Source organism: Christiangramia sp. (assembly GCF_029937855.1).
Taxonomy (GTDB): domain Bacteria; phylum Bacteroidota; class Bacteroidia; order Flavobacteriales; family Flavobacteriaceae; genus Christiangramia.
This window is the reverse complement of record NZ_JAPYPC010000038.1, coordinates 1-23,192: the sequence shown is the minus strand read 5'-3', so window position 1 is coordinate 23,192 and position 23,192 is coordinate 1. Positions and strand designations below refer to the sequence as shown.

The following is a 23,192-nucleotide window of genomic DNA, read 5'->3' as shown; positions in this document are numbered from 1 at the left end:
TATCAGGATGCCGCACAATGCAATTAAAAGCCGAAATAATAATTCTATCTTTGCATCAAAATTGGTTTTTTGATGAGTGTTTGGAGAGTTGTTCTATCGGTGCTTTTTCCGCCGCTGGCCGTATACGATAAAGGCTGCGGCTCTATTCTTATCGTTTTGATCTTAACTCTTTTGGGATGGATTCCTGGAGTTATAGCGGCTTTAATCATTCTGAACAATCCTAAATCATAGCAGATGAACAGAAAAGTTGAAATACACTGTTTAGGAATTAAGGATTATAAAGAAACCTGGGATTACCAGGAAGAATTATTTAAAAGTACACTCGATCTAAAGATCAAAAATAGGCGTAAAGAGCAAAACGTTCCCACAAAGAATTATTTATTGTTCGTGGAGCATCCTCATGTGTATACCTTGGGTAAAAGTGGAGATTTTTCAAATTTATTGGTTTCTGAAGAAGAATTAAAAGCAAAAAATGCAACTTTCTATAAAATAAATAGAGGGGGAGATATCACGTATCATGGACCAGGGCAAATAGTAGGTTATCCAATTCTGGACCTCGACAATTTCTTTACCGATATTCATAAGTATTTACGTTTGCTTGAGGAAATGGTGATCCTTACCCTGGCTGAATACGGTTTAAAATCTGAACGTAGTCCTGGTGAAACAGGAGTCTGGCTGGATGTAGGCACTCCTTTTGCCCGTAAGATCTGTGCTATGGGGGTAAGAGCGAGTAGATGGGTCACCATGCACGGTTTTGCATTAAATGTAAATGCAGACCTTGGTTATTTCGACAATATCATTCCCTGCGGAATTAAAGGAAAAGCAGTTACTTCTTTGAATGTCGAATTGGGGAAAAAAGAAATTGATCAGGAAGAAGTTCAGCAAAAATTGCTTAAGCATTTTGGCAAATTGTTCGATGCGGAAGTAGAAGAATGTTTAATAATTCCCAGTTTTAGAGCGTAATAGTCTTTTTTTGATAAAAATCCATTCCTTTTCCTGACAAAGTAGTTTTTCGAGGACTTATGATATTTTTTTTGATCATAATACTATTTATGTTCAAATTTTTTTTAGATTTTTACATCTTAACGAAAATTTTGGAATATGAAGAAAAAATTACTATTTGTAATCACTTTGTTTCTTTCATTAGTCAGTTTTAGCGGTTTTGCTCAAAACAAAACCGTAACTGGAACGGTGAACGATGAACAAGCCATACCCTTACCAGGGGTGAATGTTATTGTTGCCAATACTTCACGGGGTACGCAAACAGATTTTGATGGAAATTATTCGATTGATGTTGCCGAGGGTGAGGTACTAACATTTACCTATGTTGGCTATACTACTGAAACAGTAACAGTGGGAGCAGAGGACGTTATTAATATCACTTTGCAGGAAGATGCTGCTCAACTTGATGAAGTAGTAGTGGTAGGTTATGGAACACAAAGCAAGCGTACCTTAACAGATAATGTTGCTAAACTAACTTCGGAAGATATAGAGGAAGTGCCCGTACCAAGTATTCAAAGTACGATCGCAGGTAAGGCTGCCGGGGTGCAAATTTCTCCTACCAACGGTAAGGTTGAAGGTGGTGTAAATATTCGAATTCGTGGTATAGCAAGTATTGGTGCAGGCTCTGAACCTCTATATGTTTTAGATGGCGTACCGCTTATCAATAACAATGAATCAAATAATGGTTCTCCAACAAATCCATTATTAACTTTAAGTGCCAATGAAATTGCTTCTATTGATATTCTAAAGGATGCCTCCGCAGCAGCGGTTTATGGTTCCAGGGGTGCAAACGGAGTTGTGATTATCACTACTAAAAGTGGTGCCAATAGGCCAGCAACTTTTTCCTTAAATTATTCTTATGGAGTAAGTGAACCTACAAATTTAAGGGAATGGCTTAATGCAGATGAATATATTGAGCTATTTACAGAAGCTGCTATTAATACCTTTGGAGAGGAAGAAGGAGTTCCCTATATAGAAGGCATTTTCGATTTTCTTTCTAATGATACAGATTGGAGGGATAGAGAAGTAGATACAGATTGGCAGGATCTTGCACTGGGTAGTGGCCATGTACAGGACGCAACCTTATCCATGTCTGGCGGAAATGAAAAAACAACTTATTTTTTCTCCGGAGCTTATAATGATACTGAAGGTATCGTACGCGGCAATGAGTTGGAAAGAATCAATGGGAGGGTGAATGTAACTCATAACTTCAATGAAAAATTTCGAGCAGGGATGAATTTAAGTTTCTCTCGTACAGATATTGACAGGATTGCTAACGATAATGCTTTTGTGACTCCTTTACAGGCAATTGCACAGCCGGCTATCTCACCAGCTTATCTTGAAAATGGAGATCCTAACCCAAACACATTATATCCAAATTTTTTACTTCAGGATAAGCATGCTTTTTATAACACCGTTATAAGACGTGTTTTAGGACGTGCTTTTGGGGAGTATCAGATTTTGGATTTTCTAAAATTTAATTCTGATTTTGGTTATGATCTTTATTATCAGAATGAGGATAGTTATACGGGAAGGCTTGCTCCTTTCCAATCTACCAATGGAGAAGCTTATGCTTCCAGTGTAAATACAGAATCTTACGTAACCAGTAATTATTTCACCTTCTCTAAGAATTTCAATGAAATACATGATCTTGAAATGGTTGCAGGGATGGAGTACAATGAGTTCAATCGTAGATTTCAGGATGTATCGGGAATCCAATTCCCAACTGATGATTTTCAAACTATAGATAGTGCAGCAGAAATTACCGGTGGTTCAGGGTCTGAATCAGCAAATAGCTTCTTATCTTATTTTGCCAGGGTGACATATAACCTATATGACAAATATTTATTCAAGGCAAGTATTCGTAGGGATGGTTCTTCCAGATTTGGTGAAGATGTTCGCTACGGTACCTTTCCAGCTATTTCTGCAGGATGGATTTTAAGTGAGGAAGAATTTTTAAGCAATTCTGAGGTTATTTCATTCTTAAAATTACGTGCCAGTTACGGGGAGGCCGGAAATGCCAATATCGGAGATTTTGCCGCCCTTGGTTTATTTGGAGGAATATCTTATAACCAAAGGCCGGGAATTGCACCAATACAAGCAGCTAACCCCCTATTAACCTGGGAAAGTGTTAAGCAAACTGATATAGGTTTAGAATATGGATTTTTAGATAACCGGATTTCGGGAGAGATAGATTATTATATTAAAGAATCTGATGGACTTATTTTTCAGCAACCCTTACCCGGAACTTCCGGACAACCAAGTATTACCCGAAATATAGGAGTGCTGGAAAATAAAGGAATTGAATTTGTTGTGAATACAAAAAATATTCAAACAGATCATTTTACCTGGAATACCAATTTCAATATTTCAAAGAATGATAACGAGGTAAAAGAACTTCCTAATGGTGAGGATGTGATAAACGGACAAACTATCTTAAGGGAGGGTGAACCTCTTTCAGCATTTTACCTTAGAGAATATGCTGGTGTTGATCCTGAAAACGGTGACGCATTATATTTTGTAAATGCTGAAGACGGAGATCCTAATGAGACAACTAATGATCCTAATGCAGCCAATAGGGTGATCCTGGGACAGCCTTATGCTGAGTGGATCGCTGGTTTAACAAACACTGTGTACTATAAAGGAATAGATCTTGGTTTTACTTTTGTAGGAGAATGGGGTGCAAGCATCTATAATGGCGGAGGTATTTACCAAAGTGCAAATGCCGATTTTTTTGACAACCAAAGTGCAGATCAATTAGATAGATGGCAGGAACCGGGCGATATTACAAATGTACCCCAGGCCAGATTATTTGGAGGGAATGGGACAGCCACTTCTTCCAGGTATTTGCAGGAATCAGACTTTATAAGACTAAGGAACTTAACCTTAGGATATACCTTACCGGAAGATTTTACAGATCAAATAGGTCTGGAGAAATTTCGCGTATATTTTACAGGGATCAACCTTTTGACGATTACAGATTATGATGGCTATGATCCTGAATCAACCAGTGACGCAGGTCAGGGAGTGGGAGTTACTTTTTATTCAGCTCCTGCTGTTAGAACAATGTCATTAGGTTTTAATATAAATTTCTAAATAAAAGCTATGAAAAAAATATTTAATTCAATCTTCGGATTATTCATCATCCTGGCTTTTTCGGGATGTGATGATAAGTTGGATATCGAGCCAAGACAATCTATTTCTGTTAGTACGGCTATATCTACTGGTGAAAATGTGAAAAATATCCTTATTGGAGTGTATAATGAAACTGGGCAAAGTGCTTCTTATGGAGGTTATTTTCAATTGCTTTCAGATTTGTATGGTTTTACTACTGAAGCGACCTGGGGAGGAACCTTTCAGGCACCCCGTCAGGTTTTCAATAAGGAGATTTTTATTGATAATGGTTTTGTAAGGGATTTGTGGCTAAATGCCTATGAGGCCATCAATCAGGCTAATCTAGTTTTGGATTATTCAGATTTGGTGGAAGAAGAGGATCGTGATCGAGTTATGGGAGAAGCTTATTTTTTAAGGGCTTTAAATTATTTCGACTTAAACAGATTGTACTCTAATGGAGATATGGGAGTACCTCTAACTTTAACGGGAATAATTGATTACTCTCAGAATTTGGAGATTCCAAGAGCCAGTACTTCTGAAGTTTATAACCAGGTAATTTCAGACCTGGAAATGGCCTATGAGCTTTTACCAGAAGACAATGGTTTCTTTGCTGATAAATATGCTGCCCAGGGACTTTTAGCCAGGGTACATTTACAGCTTGGAAACTATGCCCAGGCCAGGGATGCAGCAGATGATGTTATACAAAATAGTGGTCATTCTCTAACTGCTTCTTATGAAGCAGCCTTTAATAATGATGTAAACTCGAGTGAAGATGTTTTTGCTTTCCAGGTAACCACGCAGGATGGGTCTAATGTTTTAGTAACCCATTACGCAGACCAGAGCGTTGGAGGTAGAGGTGGAGATGTAACCGTTAACCCTTCTTATTTAGCGAGATTTGGAGAGGATGATGCCAGAGGATCTTTCTTTTATACAAGTGCACAAAATGAGGGTACCTTGACAGGGAAATATACCAATCAATTTGGCAATATATCATTAATTAGACTTGCGGAAATGTATCTCATTAGAGCCGAAGCTAATTTACGAGAAGGTACTACAGTAGGAGCAACACCACTGGAAGATATTAATAAGATTAGAAACCGGGCAGGCGCAGAAGCTTTATCAAGTGTTTCTATAGAAGATGTTCTTAATGAAAGAGATTTGGAATTGATGTTTGAAGGTTTTCTAATATTCGATTATAAAAGAACAGGAAGAAATGTTGGTGATTTACCAGCTAATTCTAATAAATTATCGTTTCCAATCCCACAAAGGGAATTAGATGCTAATAGTTTACTGGAGCAAAATCCGGGTTATGAAACTACATAGATAAAACGGGAAACCATTAAAAAAGGCTGTCTTGAAAGACAGCCTTTTTTAATTCCGGGGAGCAACTGGGCGATGTTCTGGCTTATTAGTAAATTAAATAAGAGAGGCTGTTCTCGCAAACGTTCCGTGTCCTTAACCCCAAGAAATTTTTTAAAACTTATATAATAAGATCTCATTTTCTTCACCCTTCACCAGCAATTCCATCCTTGAATCCAGATCGGCATTGGCAATATCTACCTGGGAGGTGCCAAACACAGGAAATCCAGTTAATAATTGAGCATTTTGATTAAAAACGAAAACTTTCTGGGCCTGCAAATCGGTGATACTAATAAAGGATCTTTTACCTAATTTGAATAATTGAGGATCTGTATACAGGCCAAAATCGAGGGTGATTTTTTTGCCATTTATAGACAGTTCATTTTCATTTAAATAAATCAGAAGATCATCATTGGCTACTATTCGGTGGTTGTCAGCCAATCCTAAATCTTTCCGGGAAACTGCACCGCTTTGTGTTACTGAAATTAGATTGGAATCGGATTCAGAAGAAATAAATTTCCCGTCATTGCCATACCATTCATTTTCAGAATAATTAAACTCTTCATTCACCGGAACTCTAATGCTTCCCTGTCTGCTAAGAATGTTTAATCTTCCAGATTTTTCAGCAACCAAGATATAATCCTTGGTGCCAAGCCTGATATGTTTTGGGGCTTTTACAACTTCAGTTTTTGCATTTTCAAAATCAAAACCTTTTATGCTTTTTCCTTTTGGGCCCAACATATAAACTCTTTTGCCCTGGGTTAATACAAATCTATAGGTTCTGTTATTATCATAATCAAAAACGGAAAGAGGCTGAGTTAGTGCGTCATTGAACTTGATGGGGAAAGATTTTACATTGTTGCCATTCCGGTCTAGAACTTCTAAATGGTAACCTGTAGAAAAAGCCAGTTGTTTATTTCCATTTTTATAAAGGTCTATTTGAAATAGGGGGCTGGTGATCTGGCTATCCATTTTTTTCTTCCAGAAAACAGTCCCTTTATTAGAAATAAGATATACTACATTATCTTGATCCTGAACAACAATATCCATCTGGTCTGTCTCGTGGTTCTTGAAGAAATACGGTTTTGTGGCTATTGGAGCGTTAATTTTAAAGGAAGCTACTTGTTCTGCACCCTCTCCATTGATCTTTTGATCTTCTGAATTAGAAAAAACTCCGTGAAGATGGGCAAAATTGTCCTCATTGATAATCTGGAATGCAGCCAGGCTGTTCTTTTTAAAGTTGAGCCTGGATTCTGATGATTTTTTAAAAGCTTCGTGAAATTCGGGAAATCTTGCAACAAAAAGAATGGAAGATTCAGAAGAGAGCGAAGCCATCATTTCAGTATAATAACTTTTAGAGGCAATGGTGTTGGAATTTTGGAAATCTGCAATAGCTTTTTTTATTGTCTCAAGCTCTTCTGAAAAAATTATAAAATGATCCACAATTCCGTAGAAACGATTTTCATCGATGAGCATGAATTGCGCAACCGAATTTTTAAAAATTCCTGGATTGTTCATTTCAAAAAGGGAAATTCCTCTATAGGTTTCTATTTCTTTTCCCACTCCGGCAAGATCTTCTTTGTCTGTTTCAATCTCTCTTGCATTTAGGACAAAAAGATTGGAATCTTCCAGTTGTATGCTTGCAATTTCTCGAACATTTTTTAAAACTTTAGGTAATTCAATGGGTAAGGAATCATTTGAAACTTTCTTTAAATTCTTCTGAAGATTTTCCAAAGAAGAAAAACTGAAAGAATAAAAGCTAAGGAAATCTTCAGGACATATTTTGCCAATTTCAATTTGCTGTGGATCCACTTCAAAAAGAATATCCAAAAAACTGTCATTTTCGCCGTTTAGGCTTATTCCATTGACTTTAATTTCTGAAGCCTTAATATCCAGGTCTAAAAGTAACCATTCCGAAAAATTACGAAAGCCTGGGAAATTCAAGTTTTCAAAGAGCTTGGAGATTTCATTAAGGCCGGTATTTTTTATAAATACGGAGGTTTTATTAGGATCGGCCGCATTATATATATTTTTAAAACTCTCAGATTTTAATAGGTTTTGTCCTTTTGCAATTTCAAAAATTTTGTTTTTGGAATTGCTCAGGATGCTTGTGCTATCGATTTCAAAAAGAAAAAACTGATTCTTCTCCAGCATGATCTTTTTAAATTTTGTATCATCTTCAGTAATCGTTTCCATAGCTTTATTCTGAATAGAATCTAAGACCAATAGATTGGGATTTCTTTTAGTGATTATGGTGTAAATAGGCGTTTCTGAAGAAAGTTCGGAAAAGTTAATTCCTGTCTTTGAAATGAATTTTAAGTTTCTGGTAAAGTTTAATTGTCTTGTTAATCTTTGTTTTAAGCCGAATTCACTTTGTGAAATGAAATTATTGTTATTGAGGCTTTTGGAAAAATTTTGAAAGTCATTTAATATCAGAATCAATTCGGCGTCTCCGGGTATATAATCAATAGGGTTAAAATCTGGCGTATGCTCCTGCGAACAGCCAAGTACAGAGATTACTGCTATAAAGAAGATAAATCTTTTCATAGATTGAAGATAGATTTGGGCAAAAATAGTAACTTAAAAATCAATCTTCAATTGGTCTGGAAGTAGTTTGAAGCTTTTTCTGTGATATTTGGTAATTCCGTGCTTTTCGATCGCTGCCCGGTGTTCTTTGGTAGGATAGCCTTTATTCTTTTTCCAGTTGTAGGCAGGAAATTCTTCATGTATTGCTTCCATATATTCATCACGGCTGGTTTTAGCTAATATGGAGGCTGCCGCGATATTCATATATTTTCCATCTCCTTTAATAATGCAATCATGGCTGATTTTTTTATAAGCTTTAAACTTATTCCCATCTACAATTATATGTTCCGGATCAATTTTTAACATTGTAAGGGCTCTATGCATCGCCAGAATGGAAGCGTTCAAAATATTTATTTTATCAATTTCTTCCATAGAAACATGTGCGATTGCAAAGGAAAGTGCTTCTGCCTGAATATGTGATTTTAAAAACTCCCTGTTCTTTAAACTTGTTAGTTTAGAGTCATTTAAGAGGCTGCTGTGAAACTGCTTTGGAAGGATGACTGCAGCAGCAGTCACGGGTCCGGCAAGACAACCCCTTCCTGCTTCATCTGTTCCTGCTACTTTTACCTGGACATTATAAAATTTAAGCATTCGTCAGTTTAATATGATTTTGCTGATATATAATTAAAAGCTTTCTACGAATATATCGAATAGAATCTTAGAACTGTTAAAGCATTGATAAGTTAAAATGTATTTTTTTTTGGTTTATTAAGAATTTATAATGATTTTTGGCGCAGGCTAATTCAAATTTAACGAAATAATGAAAAAAAGATTACATGGATTTCTAACGCTTTTGTTAGTGTTAATGGTGCAGATTTCTTTTGCCCAACTTGAAGAGACCGTTACCGGTACAGTTGTGGACGAAGATGGTTTACCCCTTCCGGGCGTAAACGTTATTGAAAAAGGAACCGGAAACGGTGTCCAAACTAATTTTGATGGCGAGTACTCTATTGAAGTAGGGGAAGGTGAAACTATTGTGTTTAGTTACGTAGGTTTTGCCACTCAGGAGGTGGTTTTAGGTGCCTCTAATGTGATTAACGTCACCATGAGGGTAGATGCAGCCGCCCTGGATGAAGTGGTGGTTGTAGGTTTTGGGGAGCAAACTCGAAAATCGCTTACCACTTCGGTGGCAAAAGTTGATGGCGAGGAAATTAAGAGTATCGCTACCCCAACTATTTCTGGTGCTTTGCAGGGTGCTGCAAATGGTATGCAGGTTAGCCAGAACTCGGGAGCTCCGGGAACTGCTTTCTCTGTAAGGGTGCGTGGTGCCAGTTCTATAAACGGCTCCAATGAACCGCTTTATGTAATAGATGGGGTGCCAATCCTTTCTGGTTCTGTAGGATCCAATGGAACATTTGGAGGACAGGATAATGACGTATTGGCGAATATCAACTTTTCTGATATTGAGTCTATTCAGGTGTTAAAGGATGCTTCTTCTGCCGCTATATATGGTGCACGTGGTGCCAATGGTGTGGTTTTGATCACCACCAAACGTGGTAGTGCAGGACAATTAAATGTAGAAGTGAATTCTTATGCTGGTTTCCAGGAAGAAATTAATCGTTTTGAGCTTTTTACTCCCGGTCAGTATTATGAATTTAATGACAGGGCTTTTGAGACCGCATTTGGTGCTCCGGGACTTTTTAGTACTGGTGCCGTAAATATCGGTCAGGGAAATGTTTTAGAGCGAGAAGGATTTGATTCCCTTGAAGACCTATATGCTGCAGATTTTGGTGATGACTATATTGATGCAATCTATAGAGATTCTCCAGCGGTTATCAGGCAGACAGATATTACAATAAGTGGAGGTTCTGAAAAAGCAAGATTCTATTCTAACTTCTCTGATTTCAATCAGGAAGGTGTTATACGAGGTCAGGGGTTTGATAGAAGATCTTTATCTTTTAATGCAAACTTCACCGCCAGTGAAAAACTGGATCTGGAGGCTGCTATTACTATAACGCAATCCAATAACAGTAGGATTAACTCAGATAACAATATCTACGGAGCACTTACTACTGCTGTATTAGAGAGACCAGGTGAAGATTTATTCAATCCTGATGGAACTTATAATACCTCGTCTTTTATTTTCTCTAACCCTTTACAAAATGCGGTTGTGGATAATTCAGATGCAAGAACTCTAAGGGTATTTTCAAATCTTGGACTTCGATATAAGTTCTCTGATAATCTGAATGTATATTCAAAGGCTTCTTTGGAAAGACTTGACTTTAGAGAATTGATATTTAGTCCTGCCACTACAAGAAGGGGAGCCGGTAATAACGGTCAGTCTTTTAAGGGTATAAACCTAATTAATCGTTGGAATGTTACTAATACGATCAACTATAAAAATAATCTTGGTGATAACTGGGATCTAAGTGCTTTGGCAGGTTTCTCTTTTGAGGGAACAAATAACGAAGAGATTTCTGTATTTACTACGCAGATTCCTGCTGGTTTTGTTGTTCCAAGTGCTGGTGCGGTGCCGAATGAAGCTGAGAACTTTATTACCGAGAACAAGATCTTTTCATATTTTACCAGATTAGGTTTATCTTTTAAGGATAAATTATTCCTTGAAGGTACTGTGCGTGCGGATGCCTCTTCAGTATTTGGTGAAGGAAATCAGATAGGATATTTCCCTGCGGTATCTGCCGCATATATTATTACTGATGAAGATTGGTTTAGAAATAACGTGTTTACCAATATGAAGTTAAGGGCTTCGTACGGGGAAACAGGAAACCAGTCGGGTATCGGTAATTTTGGTTCCAGAGGTCTGGCTGAGGTTAGACCCTACGTTGGAAATCCAGGTGTGGGTGTAAGGCAATTGGCTGCGCCAGATCTTTCTTGGGAAACTACCAAGCAGCTTGATTTAGGTGTGGATTTCACTCTATTCAATCGTGTTGATTTCACCTATGATTATTATATTAAAGAATCTGAAGAATTACTGCTAAGTCGCCCATTGAGAAACTCATCAGGTTTTACTTCGGTAGCAGCCAATGTGGGTAGTATGGAAAACCGCGGGCATGAAATCGCTATTAATGCGAGAATCTTCCAGGGTGATGGTTTTAACTGGACTTCTCAGTTCCAGGCGGCTTACAATGAGAACGAAGTAACTGGACTGGAAAGGGATACAGCTGGAGAATTTATTCCAATTGACGCTGGTTTTGCCAGTAGAATTGCGGTTGGACAGCCTTTAGGTGCTTTCTTCGGATTGCAGGCAGATGGTATCTACCGTGAAGGGGATGATATTCCTGAATCCCTTGCTAATAGAGGTATAGGTGCCGGAGATGTGCGATATGTAGACATTAACGGAGATGGTAACATTAACGCGAATGACAGGACTTTTATAGGAAATCCGTTACCTAAATGGACAGGAAACTTCCGTAATACCTTTAGGTTCTTGAATTTCGATTTATCTGCAAACCTTCAGTTTGAATACGATAAGGATATTTTTAACAATACCCTTGCATTTGCTGGTTCTACAGGTTCTTTCCTGTTTAATAAACTTTCTTCTCAACTGGATTATTATACTCCTGAGAATACAGATGCTTCTTTACCGGCTCCGAGATTTGGTGGACGTCAGTCTTACAACAACCAGGATTCCAGCCGTTTAATCGAAGATGCTTCTTATTTAAGGCTTAAGGAAGTTGTTCTTGGTTATACCATCAATAAGAAAATGTTTGGAAATGAGGATATATCTTTAAGGATATTTGTAGGAGGTGACAATCTATGGACAGAGACAGACTATTCAGGTCTTGACCCGGAAGTAAACACCTTCGGTAATACGAATGTTTCAAGAGGAACAGATTTCTTTACCCAAGGTTTGAACAAAGTTTATAAATTAGGTTTTAACCTTAAATTTTAATAAAATAAGTTAATAAGATGAAAAACATAAAAAAAATATTTTTTGTTCTCTTCGCATCTCTGTTATTGAGTTCTTGTGCTGAGGAGTTCATAGATACGGAGCCTACTAGATTTAAAGATGCTGCACAGATCATAACAGATATAGCCTCCGCTGAAAGTGCCGTAAATGGGTTATATGACAGGTTTCAGCAAGTGTATATTTCGGGTGGATATAATGCTTTTATGCCCGGCTTGTATGCTGATGAACTAAGACATTCAGGTTCTTTCCCGTCTTTTGCGGAATTTGGAGCTAACGATGTTTCTTTAAATAACGCGAATAATACATCTTTTTGGACAGATCATTATGAAACGATAAATGCTGCGAATATAATTATAGATAAACTTGAGGAGATAGAAATTGATGCAGAATCTGCTGCACGTTTTGATGCTCAGGCAAAAGCAGTGAGAGCTTACCTTTATTACAACCTTGTTAAGTTGTATGGAGGAGTGCCACTTTCTTTAGATGGAAATACGAGTGCAACCCAAATAGACTCTAATCCACTTCCAAGATCATCTGCTTCTGAGGTTTATTCTCAGATCATGATGGATCTGGAAGATGCACTAGCCGGAATCTCTGGTGGAAGTATTTACTTTTTCAATGAGAATTCTGTGAGAGTTTTGAAGGCTACTGTAGAGATGGAAATGGAAATGTATTCTCAGGCAGAGGAAACAATAGAACCGGTAATAGGTGCTTATTCCCTTGCAAGTAGTTATGATGACTTGTTTACTGGAACAGCCAATGGGCAGGAAGCTATTCTTGCTATTGAATTCTCTGATTTTGATGGTAGTAGCTATGCGTTTTTCTATCTTCAAGCAGGTGGGCGTTATGAGGTAGCTCCAAGAGGTACATTATTAGCTGCTTTCGAAGAGGGAGACCTTAGAACAAACCAGATTTTGAACTTCGGAGTTGAAGATGCAGCTCCACAAATTTTTAAGTTTAAGGATCCGGGAAGTGGTAGTGATGATGCTTATATTTATAGATATTCTCATGCTTTATTGATATATGCTGAATTGCTAGCGAGACGTGACGATCCTTCTGCATCTACATTCTTAAATATGGTGAGAGAACGTGCAGGATTAGAGCCAAAAGAAATAAATTCTTCTAATGTTGAGGAAGTGATCGCTCAGGAAAGATTTGTAGAATTCTACGGAGAAAATACAGATCGTTTGTTTACGATAAAGCGATTAGGATTGGCAGATGATGTGATTTCATCTAAACCAAATAGTGTGTTTATTCCGGAAAGGGATAACCTATGGCCAATACCACAGCAGGAAATTGAAAGGAATTCTGCTATTTCAACTGCAGATCAAAATCCTGGTTACTAATCAGAGTTTTTGAATAATTAATAAGAAGCTGTCTCATTTATTTGGGACAGCTTTTTTTAATTATAATACCTTGAATTAAGTGCAATCTTAAAAATGTTTTACTAAGTCTATATTACTGATAATCTGGCGGAATAGTTGTAAATTTAAGTTTTGCCACCAGCATTAGAACTGGCTTTTCCTTCCCTCTATTGGAGAATTGATTCCCCGGAACCATCCGGTTATACTTGCCAAAGCGGTAATTGAACATTTGGATATCCTGCTGCTTATAATAATCTTTAGTAAGAGGATCTGCCCAGTCACCACCCGTGGAGGATGTTGAAATCAGGGTGTGTGCTTTTATGTATAATGCCTATTTATCCCCGTAGGATAGAAAAGAAACGAGACTCTATTAATAAGATGATATTCAAAATCTGAAATGAATTTTCCTTAGTTTTTAATACAGTTATTGATCTTATTAAGTATAAAATTTAATTATCTCCGGTAAGCATTTTTCGAATAAAGAGCTCATTTGCAAAAGATAGCATATATAGATTGTTAAAGTTTTGATAAGTAAAAACGTATTTTTTTTTGGTTTATTAAGAATTTATTAGGATTTTTGGCGCAGGCTAATTCAAATTTAACGAAATAATGAAAAAAAGATTACATGGATTGCTAACGCTTTTATTGGTGTTAGTCGTGCAAATTGGTTTTGCACAAGAAAAAACCGTTTCAGGGACGGTTCTTGACGAAGATGGTTTACCATTGCCAGGCGTAAATGTCATCGAGCAGGGAACTTCTAACGGTACACAAACAAATTTCGACGGGATGTACAACATTTCAGTTGAAGAAGGCGATGTTTTAGTTTTTAGCTACGTAGGCTTTAAATCTATTAATGTGCCTGTAACTTCTTCTGATACTTATGATGTTACGTTGGCTGCTGATGCTGCTGCGCTTGATGAAGTGGTGATAGTTGGATATGGTACCGCAACAAAGCAGTCTTTTGCTGGTACTGCAACAACAATTGAGGCTGAAAAGCTGGACGTAAAGTCTTACTCAAACATTAGTCAATCACTAGCAGGAGAGGTTGCGGGTGTGAATGTTATCAATACTTCTGGTCAGCCTGGTACTACTTCCACTGTGCGAATTCGTGGTTTTGGTTCAGTAAACGGAAGTCGTTCACCTTTGTATGTGGTGGATGGTGTGCCAATTACGTCTACTGAAACTATTAACTCTATTAATCCTACAGATATAAAGTCCACTACAATTTTAAAGGATGCTACAGCGACAGCTATTTACGGTTCTAGAGGTGCTAATGGAGTTATTCTGATTACTACAAAAAGAGGTACTGCTGGAGAAGATTATATTGAAGTAGATGTTAAAACCGGTGTGAATGATCAAATTATACCACGTTACGATGTGGTGAGATCTCCTGAAGAATACATAGGATATGTATGGGAAGGAATTTACAACAGAGGTGTTATTACAGGTGCTGCTAATCCGGTAGAATATGCTAATGCAAGATTGTTTAGTGATAACTATGTGCCGGTAGGTTATAATTTATGGAATGTAGATTCAGCAAGTGAACTTATTAATCCAGAAACAAGAATGGTTCGTGAAGGGGTTACCAGAAGGTATACTCCAGAGACTTATGAAGATGCAGCTTTTGATTCTGCTTTCCGTACTGAAGCGAACGTTCGTTTTGGTGGTGGTAATGAGAAAAGTACATACTTTGCATCAGCAGGTTACTTAAACGATGACGGTTATGCGCTTAATACTGGTTACGACAGGTTTACTACCAGATTAAATGTAGCTTCAAATGTAAAAGAGTGGTTGGACCTAGGTGTTAATATTGGATATGCTTATTCAGAGAGTTTAAACAACGGTCAAACTGTTGGTTCGGAGAACGTATTTGAATTTGCTGATAAAACAGCTCCTATTTTTCCAGTTTTTCTACGTGATGATAATGGAGATTTAGTTCCTGACCCTATTTTTGGAGGGAATCAATTAGATTACGGTAGTTTTTCTGGATTTAGAACCCGCCCGCAGTCTGATGGTTTGAACCCAATTGGTTCAGCCTTATATGATTTCGTTGGAACCGATCGTCATGAGTTGAATGGTAACATTTCTCTTGATTTTAATATTACAGAACATCTGTCATTTGAAAATAAATTCGGTGCGCAATATGCGATGGATAGATTTACCAGTGCAGATAATGCATTTTATGGCGGTGGCCAGGGAGATGGTGGTACTTTGTTTAAAGCTGACACGGAAACTTATACTTTAAACGTACTTAATTTGCTGCGTTATAATAACCAGTTTGGTGATCATACGTTGGAAGTTCTAGCAGCCCATGAGACAAATAATTATGATTTGAGCTATAATACTGCTTTTAAAACCAAACAGGTTGCACAAAATCTTTATGAATTAAATAACTATGTAGTAGCTGCCAGTCCTGCAACAGGATTTAACGAAGGAAGATCTATTGAATCTTACTTTGGTCAGGTTAACTACGATTTTGTTGATAAATACTACTTTACTGGTTCTGTTCGTCGTGATGGATCATCTAGATTCGTAAACGACAAATGGGGAACATTTGGTTCAGTAGGTTTAGCCTGGGTTATTTCGGGAGAAGATTTCCTATATAATAATGATCTTTTTACTTTCTTAAAATTAAAAGCTTCTTACGGAATTACGGGTGATCAGGCAGGTGTAGGCTTTTATTCAGGATATGATACCTTTGATATCAACAACCTGAATGATGAAATTTCCCTATCTGCGAGAGGGAATGGGAATCCAGATCTTACCTGGGAAACTTCTAATATGTTCCAGGCAGGACTTGAATTTGGTCTGGGGAACTTCCTTGATGGATCTGTAGATTATTATAGAAAATTAACAGATAATCTTATCTTTGATAGACGTGTTGGACCTTCACAAGGAATTGCTGTTGTTACGGTAAATGATGGAGAGCTTCTGAATACAGGTATTGAGTTCAATCTTACAGGGCATTTGGTGAATACTGGAGATTTCACCTTAGATCTAAATGTGAATGGTGAAATTCTTGATAATGAGATTATCACTATGCCAATAGATCCTTCTACTGGTGAGAACAGGATATTAGATCCATCTGATGCTCCTTTCGCTTATTCTAAAGGTAGGTCTATTTATGACATCTATGTAAGAGAATATGCGGGAGTAGACCCTTCTAATGGAGCTCCACTATGGTATAGATATTTTGATGATGTAAATGGTAATAACATCTTTGATGGTGACGATACTACTATTACTTCATTAACTCCATATTTAGCTGATAATCCTGATGCAAATATTCAAAGGGATGTGACAGATACTTATGCTCAGGCAACTGAGAAGTATATTAATAAGACTGCTATTCCAGATGTAAGGGGAGGTATTAGATTACAGGGTACTTTTAAGAACTTTAATTTCTCAACTCAGTTCCTTTATAGCCTTGGAGGTCATGCAATAGATTTTCAATATGCTGAGCTAATGAGTGATAGATTTGGAGCGGTAGGAAACAACTTCCATAAAGATATAGCTAATAGATGGCAGTTCCCTGGTGATATGACAAGTGTTCCTGCATTAACAGACAATGCTTTTGTAAATGGAACTTCTACTTCAAGTAGATTTGTAACCAGTACAGATTACCTTACCTTGAACAATGCTGTGGTTGGATATACAATCCCGGAAGATCTTTTAGGTGCAACTGGCATAGATCTTGTAAATATATATTTTTCAGGGGATAATTTATGGGCAGAAACAGCTAGAGAAGGATTCTTACCTTATACTAGCCAATCAGGTAATTCTGGACGTAGACTTTATGCACCGCTTACAACAGTAACCATGGGTGTAAGAGTGAAATTTTAAAAAAAAATAACATGAAAAAATTAATTAAATTAACATTAGTCTCCTCAATTCTATTTTTAGGAGTTGGGTGTAGCGAGGAGTTCCTCGAAAAACAACCCTCAGAGTTTCTTACTCAGCAGCAGGTTACTGAGGCAGCAAGTAATAATGCAGATGTGTTAGCTGGAACTTTGGCTGGAATTTATTCCCTGCAATTTCAAAGTGGTACCGGTGGAACAACTAACCATGATGATTTTGGTCAAAAGGGATATGATATTTTCGGGGATATGCTCTCTGGGGATGTGGCTTTATCAGTAAGTTCATTCGGGTGGTATCGTGCTGATATCACTGAATTTCAGGCTCCGTTGGATTTTACTCGGACAAGGAATTATATGCCTTGGCGTTATTACTATAGAATTATCCGTTCTGCAAATGTGGTAATTGAAGCAGCCGGAGGTAATGATGCGGTACCGGAGCTTGAAGAGAATAGATTTATTCTTGGTCAGGCAAAAGCCATTAGGGCACATTCTTACTTCTATTTAGCGCAATACTATCAAAAATCTTTTGATCCATCGGAAGAAATTTTACCGATTTATGATTCACCAGATGATCAAAACGGGCCTAAAGTTGCAGCTTCTGAAATCTATGCTCTAATAGAAAGTGATTTGAATAGTGCTATTAGCTTGCTAGATGGTTTTACCAGAGCGGCTAAGAATGAGATAAACCAGGATGTTGCAAAAGGTATCCTTGCTTATGTTCATGCTGCTAAAGGTGAATGGCAAGAGGTTAAAGATTTAACTGACGAGGTTATTGAAACTGGTGCTTACCCAATTATGACTGCAGAAGAAGTGGCCAGGGTTGATAGAACTGATGATGATGTAGATAATCCAACAGGAGGTGGTTTTAATGATGTCTCTACTCCGGGATGGATGTGGGGTGTAGATCTTACCAGTGATAGTGGAGTAGGATTGGTTTCCTGGTGGGGACAAATGGACTATTTCTCTTTTAGCTATGCAGGGTATGGTGATTATAAAGCTATGGATGCTGGTCTTTATGCACAAATTTCAGATGATGACGTAAGAAGATTTCAATTTAATATGGATTCCAGCTCTTCCAACTATTTACAACCATGGGGTAAATTTTATGATCCTGCAAGAGTACCTAGAGGTGCTTCTCGGGTAATCACTCAGGATTTGGTGTACATGAGAATTGCTGAAATGTATCTGCTAAATGCGGAAGCAGCTGCAAATCTTGGAATGGACGCTGATGCTAGGATGTCTTTAAAAGCATTACTTGATTTAAGAGTTGATGATTCGTCTTATGTTGACGGTCTTTCTGGAGAAGATCTAATTGATGAAATTTATCTTCAAACAAGAATTGAACTTTGGGGCGAAGGTAAATCCTATCTTGCCTTGAAGAGAAATGAAGCTACAGTGGTAAGAGGAGCAAACCACCTATCATTTGTGGGTGAGCCGATTCCTTATGATGATGAAAGATTAACATTTGAGATTCCGGAAGCTGAGATACTTTATAACCCAGCAATTAGTACTCAAAATAACTAGGCGATTTATAACTTAAAAATTGAAAAAAATGGTAAAACAATATTTTAATATAATCGTAGCTATCTTCACCCTGGCTGTGGTGACTGGTTGTGACTTTGATGAGGAAACTTTTGAACCTAATTATGCTAGCTTACAATATGCCCCAAATGGTGCTAATGTAGGTGTGGAGCTAGGCGGATCTACTTCTTATGATGTGAATGTTTATACTGCTAACGTGGTAAATACAGATAGAACTCTTACTATAAATGTGGGTTCTTCCAGTACGCTTTCACCGAGTGCTTATACGGTACCAGCTACGGTTACCGTTCCGGCAGGAAGCAACGAAGCTACTTTTACAGTGGAAGTATCAGACATAGATCTTGGTTTAACGGGAAAAACTTTAATTTTAAGTTTGGAACAAGAAGCAGATATTTCTGTGGGTGATCCTTTGAGATTGAATGTGGCGACTGTATGCCCTGGTAAAGAATTCGTTATTGATTTTGTTTTGGACGCCTATCCTGGCGAAACCGGTTATACGCTGGTAAATGCGGCTGGTCAAACTGTGGTTAGTGTGGATGGAAATCCAGCACCATCTAGATCTTTATGTCTGCCTTCAGGTACTTATACGTTTACTCTTACAGATTCGTATGGAGATGGTATATTTGACGGAGGTGTTACATTGAGCTATGCAGGAAATGTATTGGCTACAATAGACGGAGATTTTGGTTCTGAAACTAGTGTTGAAATATCATTTTAATAAACACGTTTTATAAATTAAAAGGTGATTTGATTAATTTCAAATCACCTTTTTTTATTTTTACGCATATGAAAGCCTTATATATACTATTAGTTGTCTTCTTTTTAATCTCATGCAGTAATGATGAGGCTATGGATGATTTTACGGAGAAAGAAGTGATTGAGGAAATTGAAGATTCAACTTCAGTTGATCCAGAGAATGTTTTTGCGGGGGAAGTAACGTATTATGATGCCGTTAAATCTGAAGACGGTCTGGTTCTCGTTAATGATGCAGCTTCTAACCGAATTTACCTAATGGAGAAGGAAGAGTCAATAATTTTGAAAGAATGGAATTTGCCTTCTGGAATTGGTAATGATGGCGAATTATTAGCGAATGGAAATCTTTTAGTGGCATTAACAGATCCTGATCCTGTTTATAGCTTTGGTGGTTTTGGAGGAAGGGTAGCTATTATAACTCCTGAAGAAGAGATAATTTGGGATTATAAATATTCAGATTCTATTAATCTTGCACATCATGATATAGAAATGCTCCCGAATGGGAATATCTTGATTTTAGCCTGGGAAAAGAAAACCGGTTCAGAATTGGTTACTAAAGGATATGAGGGTCCTTACGAAAGTGTTTATTCCGAAAAGCTAGTTGAGATAAATCCTTCCGATAATCAAATTGTATGGGAGTGGCATGCCTGGGATCATTTAGTGCAAAATTCCAGTTCTGAAGCCGAAGATTTTGGTGAAATTTCTGAACATCCTGAACGTATTAATTTAAATTATATAGATCCTTTAAAAGACGGTAGCTATAATGGAGATATATTTCATGCAAATGGATTAGAATATGATGAGAGTAGGGATTTAATTTATCTTAGTGTTAATTACTATAGTGAAATATGGGTTATAGATCATAGTACCACTGCAGAAGAAGCTAAAACAACTAAAGGTGGATTTAGAGATCGTGGTGGCGATTTGGTGTACCGGTTTGGAAATCCTTCTACATATAATAATTTAAATGGGAAGAGAACTTTCTTTCATAACCATCACCCGAATTTGGTGCCTAATTCTAATACTATTTTGGTGTACTCAAATGGAATTCTTTCTGAAGATCCTCATTCTGTGGTGTTTGAATTAGAAATTCCTGAGATTTTCGAATTAAATGCTCAAAGAGATAATGAATTAAATGTGTTATGGAGTTTTTCTCATCCAGATTTGTATTCTCCTAAAGTTTCTGGCGCACAGCGATTAGCAAACGGTAATACTCTCATTACTGAAGGAACTTCCGGGTACTGGGAAGTTACTGATTCCGGAGAAATTGTTTGGAGATTTGAAAGCGAAGGTTTTTTCTGGCGAGGATATCATTATAATAGAATTTCACCCGAAATCTTAAATTTAAATTTATAAAAGATCTTCAAAAGAAAGAACTACTTTCTTTTGAAGCTAAAGCTAATTCAAAAAGAGTATTGAGTCTTTAAATAATATTTTCTTTTGCTAATTGTTATATTTTTGCACCTTAGCTATATTCTATGAAAGGATTTTTTCTTTGCTTTTTTTTATTATCCACTACTATTATTTTCTCTCAAACTAGACTAGGTGGCAGGCCAGGTGAGAATAATAGAGAAAAAGGTGAAAGTTCGAAATCCAAAGATAGCATGCCGCCTATCGAGGATTATAAAATTATTTCGGTTAAGAATGATACTACCTACCTCGATACGACCTTAACTATTTTAAAAGATTATAAGTTCAACTATTTACGTAAGGATAATTTTGAATTACTGCCTTTCTCTAATACTGGACAGCCGTATAACAATTTAAGCTTAAGAAAAGATTATAAGAAAACGTTTCCAGAATTAGGAGCCAGGGCAAAACACTTCAATTTTATGGAAGTGGAGGATATTAATTATTATCATGTCCCTACACCTTTAACCAACTTTTATTTTAAAACAGTTCCAGAACAGGGGCAGCAATTAGATGCACTTTTTACTGTAAATACTTCTGAAAATCTAAACTTATTTATTGCGTATAAAGGAACCAGGGCTTTGGGTAGATATCAGCATATACTTACCAGTGCCGGAAATTTGCGTATGGGCTTTAGTTATGATTCAGATAATGAAAAATACCATGCAAAAGCACATTTTGCCTCTCAGGATCTGCTGAACCAGGAAAATGGGGGACTTACACCACAGGCTATACAGCAGTATGTAGATAAAGAAGAGGAGTTTGATGATCGTTCAGTTCTTGAGGTCAATTTTGAAAATGCAGAAAATATCCTGTATGGAAAGCGTTTTTTTCTGGATCATAGATACATTCTGACGAAAGTAACCGATTCTACTAATATGCTCAGTTTAAATCATACTTTTAATTATAGTTATAAAAAGTATGTTTTCAACCAGTCTTCTGCCGTAAATGAAATTTATGGAGAATCTTTTGAGTCAAGAAATTTAAAAGATGAGACCAGGTTGAAAAAGTTTTTCAATGAAGTTTCTGTGAATTACTCCAATAATTTGTTAGGGGAGATTTCTTTTGCAGCAGGGCATACCAATTATGATTATGGCTATAATTCCGTATTTATAAAACCTGGTGATACTATTGGAAATCGAATAAATGGTGATTTGCTGCATATTGGTGGTTCTTATAAAAAGCGAATAGCTGGATTTGCTTTAGAAGCAGATGCGAGGCTGAATCTTGCCGATGAATTCTCTGGAAATTACCTCGCCGCCACGGCTTCTTATGTATTCAACAAAGATAATGAGATCCGTTTTGGTTTAAATCAGAATAGTACAGCGCCCAATTTTAATTTCTTACTATATCAAAGTGATTATATAAATTATAACTGGCAAAATAATTTTGATAATGAAATCTCTCAACGACTTTTTGCTGATTTTAAGTCAAAGAAACTTTTCAATGTTTTCGGGAGTCTTTCTCAGATAGAGAATTATACGTATTTCACCCTGGATGATATAGGGAACGTTAAACCTTTCCAGGCCGGGTCCCCGGTGCGTTATTTGAAATTGAGAGCAGAAAGAGAATTTGATTTTGGTCTGTTTGGATCTTATAATACAATAATGTATCAAAATGTGCTGGAAGGATTGGATGTGTTGAATTTACCGGAATTTGTTACGCGTAATTCCATTTATTATAAAGATTTTTGGTTTGACAAGGCATTATATCTCCAAACAGGATTCACTTTTAAATACTTCTCTAAATATGAGATGGATGCTTATAATCCGGTCTTAGCCGAATTTTATGTTCAGAATTCCCAGGAACTGGGAGGCTTTCCTGTAGTAGATTATTTTTTCAATGCGAAAGTAGATAAAGCCAGGATATTTTTCAAGCTTCAGAATTTGAATGATCTCATAGATCAAAATAATAATTTTAGTGCTCCGGGCTATCCATATACCGATTTTTTGATCAGATTTGGTCTTGTTTGGGATCTTTTCCTGTAATTTCTGAAAAAATTTATTACTGAATTCTCATATAATTATTGGTTGGTTGGGTTTTTCATTTATTTTCTACCGAAATATCTGATTATTCCTGTTCTTTTTGAGCTTGGAAATTAGATTCCCATAAAAATCAATAATATTTAAAATAGCTGTTGTGGAATTGAAATTCAGCTGTATATTTGCAGCCGCTTTGGGAGCAAGGCGAGAAGTTCACTGAAGGTACTGAGGGCAGATGATAGGAGCAAAAAGCTATCAAAAAATTAAATTAAAATTTCTTTAAATTTTATTTGGTTGGAGAGCGAAACCCGTTTTATATTTGCACCCGCTTTAAAAACGAAGCGATGTTCAT

General features: G+C 36.9%; 13 protein-coding genes. 11 read left to right on the top strand and 2 right to left on the bottom strand.

What is annotated here, in order from left to right; all coding sequences use genetic code 11:
- The first annotated feature begins 72 nt into the window (after positions 1–72).
- The 4 genes from Q1K34_RS15965 to Q1K34_RS15950 all read left to right on the top strand — a co-directional run bounded on the left by Q1K34_RS15965 (position 73) and on the right by Q1K34_RS15950 (position 5,439).
- Positions 73–231, top strand: a complete 159-nt coding sequence (locus Q1K34_RS15965; RefSeq protein WP_300441118.1) for a YqaE/Pmp3 family membrane protein — start codon at positions 73–75, stop codon at positions 229–231.
- A 3-nt stretch (positions 232–234) separates the two neighbouring features.
- Positions 235–963: a lipoyl(octanoyl) transferase LipB gene (gene lipB, locus Q1K34_RS15960; protein ID WP_300441116.1), complete on the top strand. Its 729-nt coding sequence runs from the start codon at positions 235–237 to the stop codon at positions 961–963.
- Positions 964–1,101: 138 nt separating this feature from the next.
- Complete coding sequence (locus Q1K34_RS15955) at positions 1,102–4,098, top strand: TonB-dependent receptor (protein ID WP_300441113.1); 2,997 nt, start codon at positions 1,102–1,104, stop codon at positions 4,096–4,098.
- A 9-nt stretch (positions 4,099–4,107) separates the two neighbouring features.
- The gene (locus tag Q1K34_RS15950) at positions 4,108–5,439 is read left to right on the top strand and encodes a RagB/SusD family nutrient uptake outer membrane protein (protein ID WP_300441110.1); all 1,332 of its coding nucleotides are present in this window, start codon (positions 4,108–4,110) and stop codon (positions 5,437–5,439) included.
- Between the two features lie 150 nt (positions 5,440–5,589).
- On the opposite strand, the gene Q1K34_RS15945 is transcribed toward Q1K34_RS15950, so the two are convergent.
- The gene (locus Q1K34_RS15945; protein ID WP_300441108.1) at positions 5,590–8,022 is read right to left on the bottom strand and encodes a hypothetical protein; all 2,433 of its coding nucleotides are present in this window, start codon (positions 8,020–8,022) and stop codon (positions 5,590–5,592) included.
- Positions 8,023–8,055: 33 nt separating this feature from the next.
- Complete coding sequence (locus Q1K34_RS15940) at positions 8,056–8,652, bottom strand: ribonuclease HII (protein WP_300441106.1); 597 nt, start codon at positions 8,650–8,652, stop codon at positions 8,056–8,058.
- Positions 8,653–8,821: 169 nt separating this feature from the next.
- Here Q1K34_RS15940 and Q1K34_RS15935 point away from each other — a divergent pair, with 169 nt between their 5' ends.
- The 7 genes from Q1K34_RS15935 (at position 8,822) to Q1K34_RS15905 (ending at position 22,846) form a co-directional block, all read left to right on the top strand.
- Positions 8,822–11,914 carry a TonB-dependent receptor gene (locus tag Q1K34_RS15935; RefSeq protein ID WP_300441103.1) on the top strand — a complete coding sequence of 1,031 codons (3,093 nt, stop codon included), beginning with the start codon at positions 8,822–8,824 and terminating at the stop codon, positions 11,912–11,914.
- A gap of 17 nt (positions 11,915–11,931) precedes the next feature.
- Positions 11,932–13,278, top strand: coding sequence for a RagB/SusD family nutrient uptake outer membrane protein (locus tag Q1K34_RS15930; RefSeq protein ID WP_300441101.1), 1,347 nt, complete (start codon positions 11,932–11,934; stop codon positions 13,276–13,278).
- A gap of 627 nt (positions 13,279–13,905) precedes the next feature.
- Positions 13,906–17,139: a SusC/RagA family TonB-linked outer membrane protein gene (locus tag Q1K34_RS15925; protein WP_300441098.1), complete on the top strand. Its 3,234-nt coding sequence runs from the start codon at positions 13,906–13,908 to the stop codon at positions 17,137–17,139.
- An 11-nt stretch (positions 17,140–17,150) separates the two neighbouring features.
- Positions 17,151–18,677 carry a RagB/SusD family nutrient uptake outer membrane protein gene (locus tag Q1K34_RS15920; protein WP_300441095.1) on the top strand — a complete coding sequence of 509 codons (1,527 nt, stop codon included), beginning with the start codon at positions 17,151–17,153 and terminating at the stop codon, positions 18,675–18,677.
- Positions 18,678–18,705: 28 nt separating this feature from the next.
- Positions 18,706–19,413: a hypothetical protein gene (locus Q1K34_RS15915; protein ID WP_300441092.1), complete on the top strand. Its 708-nt coding sequence runs from the start codon at positions 18,706–18,708 to the stop codon at positions 19,411–19,413.
- A 68-nt stretch (positions 19,414–19,481) separates the two neighbouring features.
- Positions 19,482–20,804: an aryl-sulfate sulfotransferase gene (locus Q1K34_RS15910; RefSeq protein WP_300441089.1), complete on the top strand. Its 1,323-nt coding sequence runs from the start codon at positions 19,482–19,484 to the stop codon at positions 20,802–20,804.
- A gap of 122 nt (positions 20,805–20,926) precedes the next feature.
- The gene (locus Q1K34_RS15905; protein WP_300441086.1) at positions 20,927–22,846 is read left to right on the top strand and encodes a putative porin; all 1,920 of its coding nucleotides are present in this window, start codon (positions 20,927–20,929) and stop codon (positions 22,844–22,846) included.
- Positions 22,847–23,192 lie beyond the last annotated feature (346 nt).

Bases quoted from the DNA above. Each gene is read 5' to 3' on its own strand.
- Q1K34_RS15965 (WP_300441118.1), top strand. From the start codon at position 73: ATGAGTGTTTGGAGAGTTGTTCTATCGGTGCTTTTTCCGCCGCTGGCC.
- lipB (WP_300441116.1), top strand. From the start codon at position 235: ATGAACAGAAAAGTTGAAATACACTGTTTAGGAATTAAGGATTATAAA.
- Q1K34_RS15955 (WP_300441113.1), top strand. From the start codon at position 1,102: ATGAAGAAAAAATTACTATTTGTAATCACTTTGTTTCTTTCATTAGTC.
- Q1K34_RS15950 (WP_300441110.1), top strand. From the start codon at position 4,108: ATGAAAAAAATATTTAATTCAATCTTCGGATTATTCATCATCCTGGCT.
- Q1K34_RS15945 (WP_300441108.1), bottom strand. From the start codon at position 8,022: ATGAAAAGATTTATCTTCTTTATAGCAGTAATCTCTGTACTTGGCTGT.
- Q1K34_RS15940 (WP_300441106.1), bottom strand. From the start codon at position 8,652: ATGCTTAAATTTTATAATGTCCAGGTAAAAGTAGCAGGAACAGATGAA.
- Q1K34_RS15935 (WP_300441103.1), top strand. From the start codon at position 8,822: ATGAAAAAAAGATTACATGGATTTCTAACGCTTTTGTTAGTGTTAATG.
- Q1K34_RS15930 (WP_300441101.1), top strand. From the start codon at position 11,932: ATGAAAAACATAAAAAAAATATTTTTTGTTCTCTTCGCATCTCTGTTA.
- Q1K34_RS15925 (WP_300441098.1), top strand. From the start codon at position 13,906: ATGAAAAAAAGATTACATGGATTGCTAACGCTTTTATTGGTGTTAGTC.
- Q1K34_RS15920 (WP_300441095.1), top strand. From the start codon at position 17,151: ATGAAAAAATTAATTAAATTAACATTAGTCTCCTCAATTCTATTTTTA.
- Q1K34_RS15915 (WP_300441092.1), top strand. From the start codon at position 18,706: ATGGTAAAACAATATTTTAATATAATCGTAGCTATCTTCACCCTGGCT.
- Q1K34_RS15910 (WP_300441089.1), top strand. From the start codon at position 19,482: ATGAAAGCCTTATATATACTATTAGTTGTCTTCTTTTTAATCTCATGC.
- Q1K34_RS15905 (WP_300441086.1), top strand. From the start codon at position 20,927: ATGAAAGGATTTTTTCTTTGCTTTTTTTTATTATCCACTACTATTATT.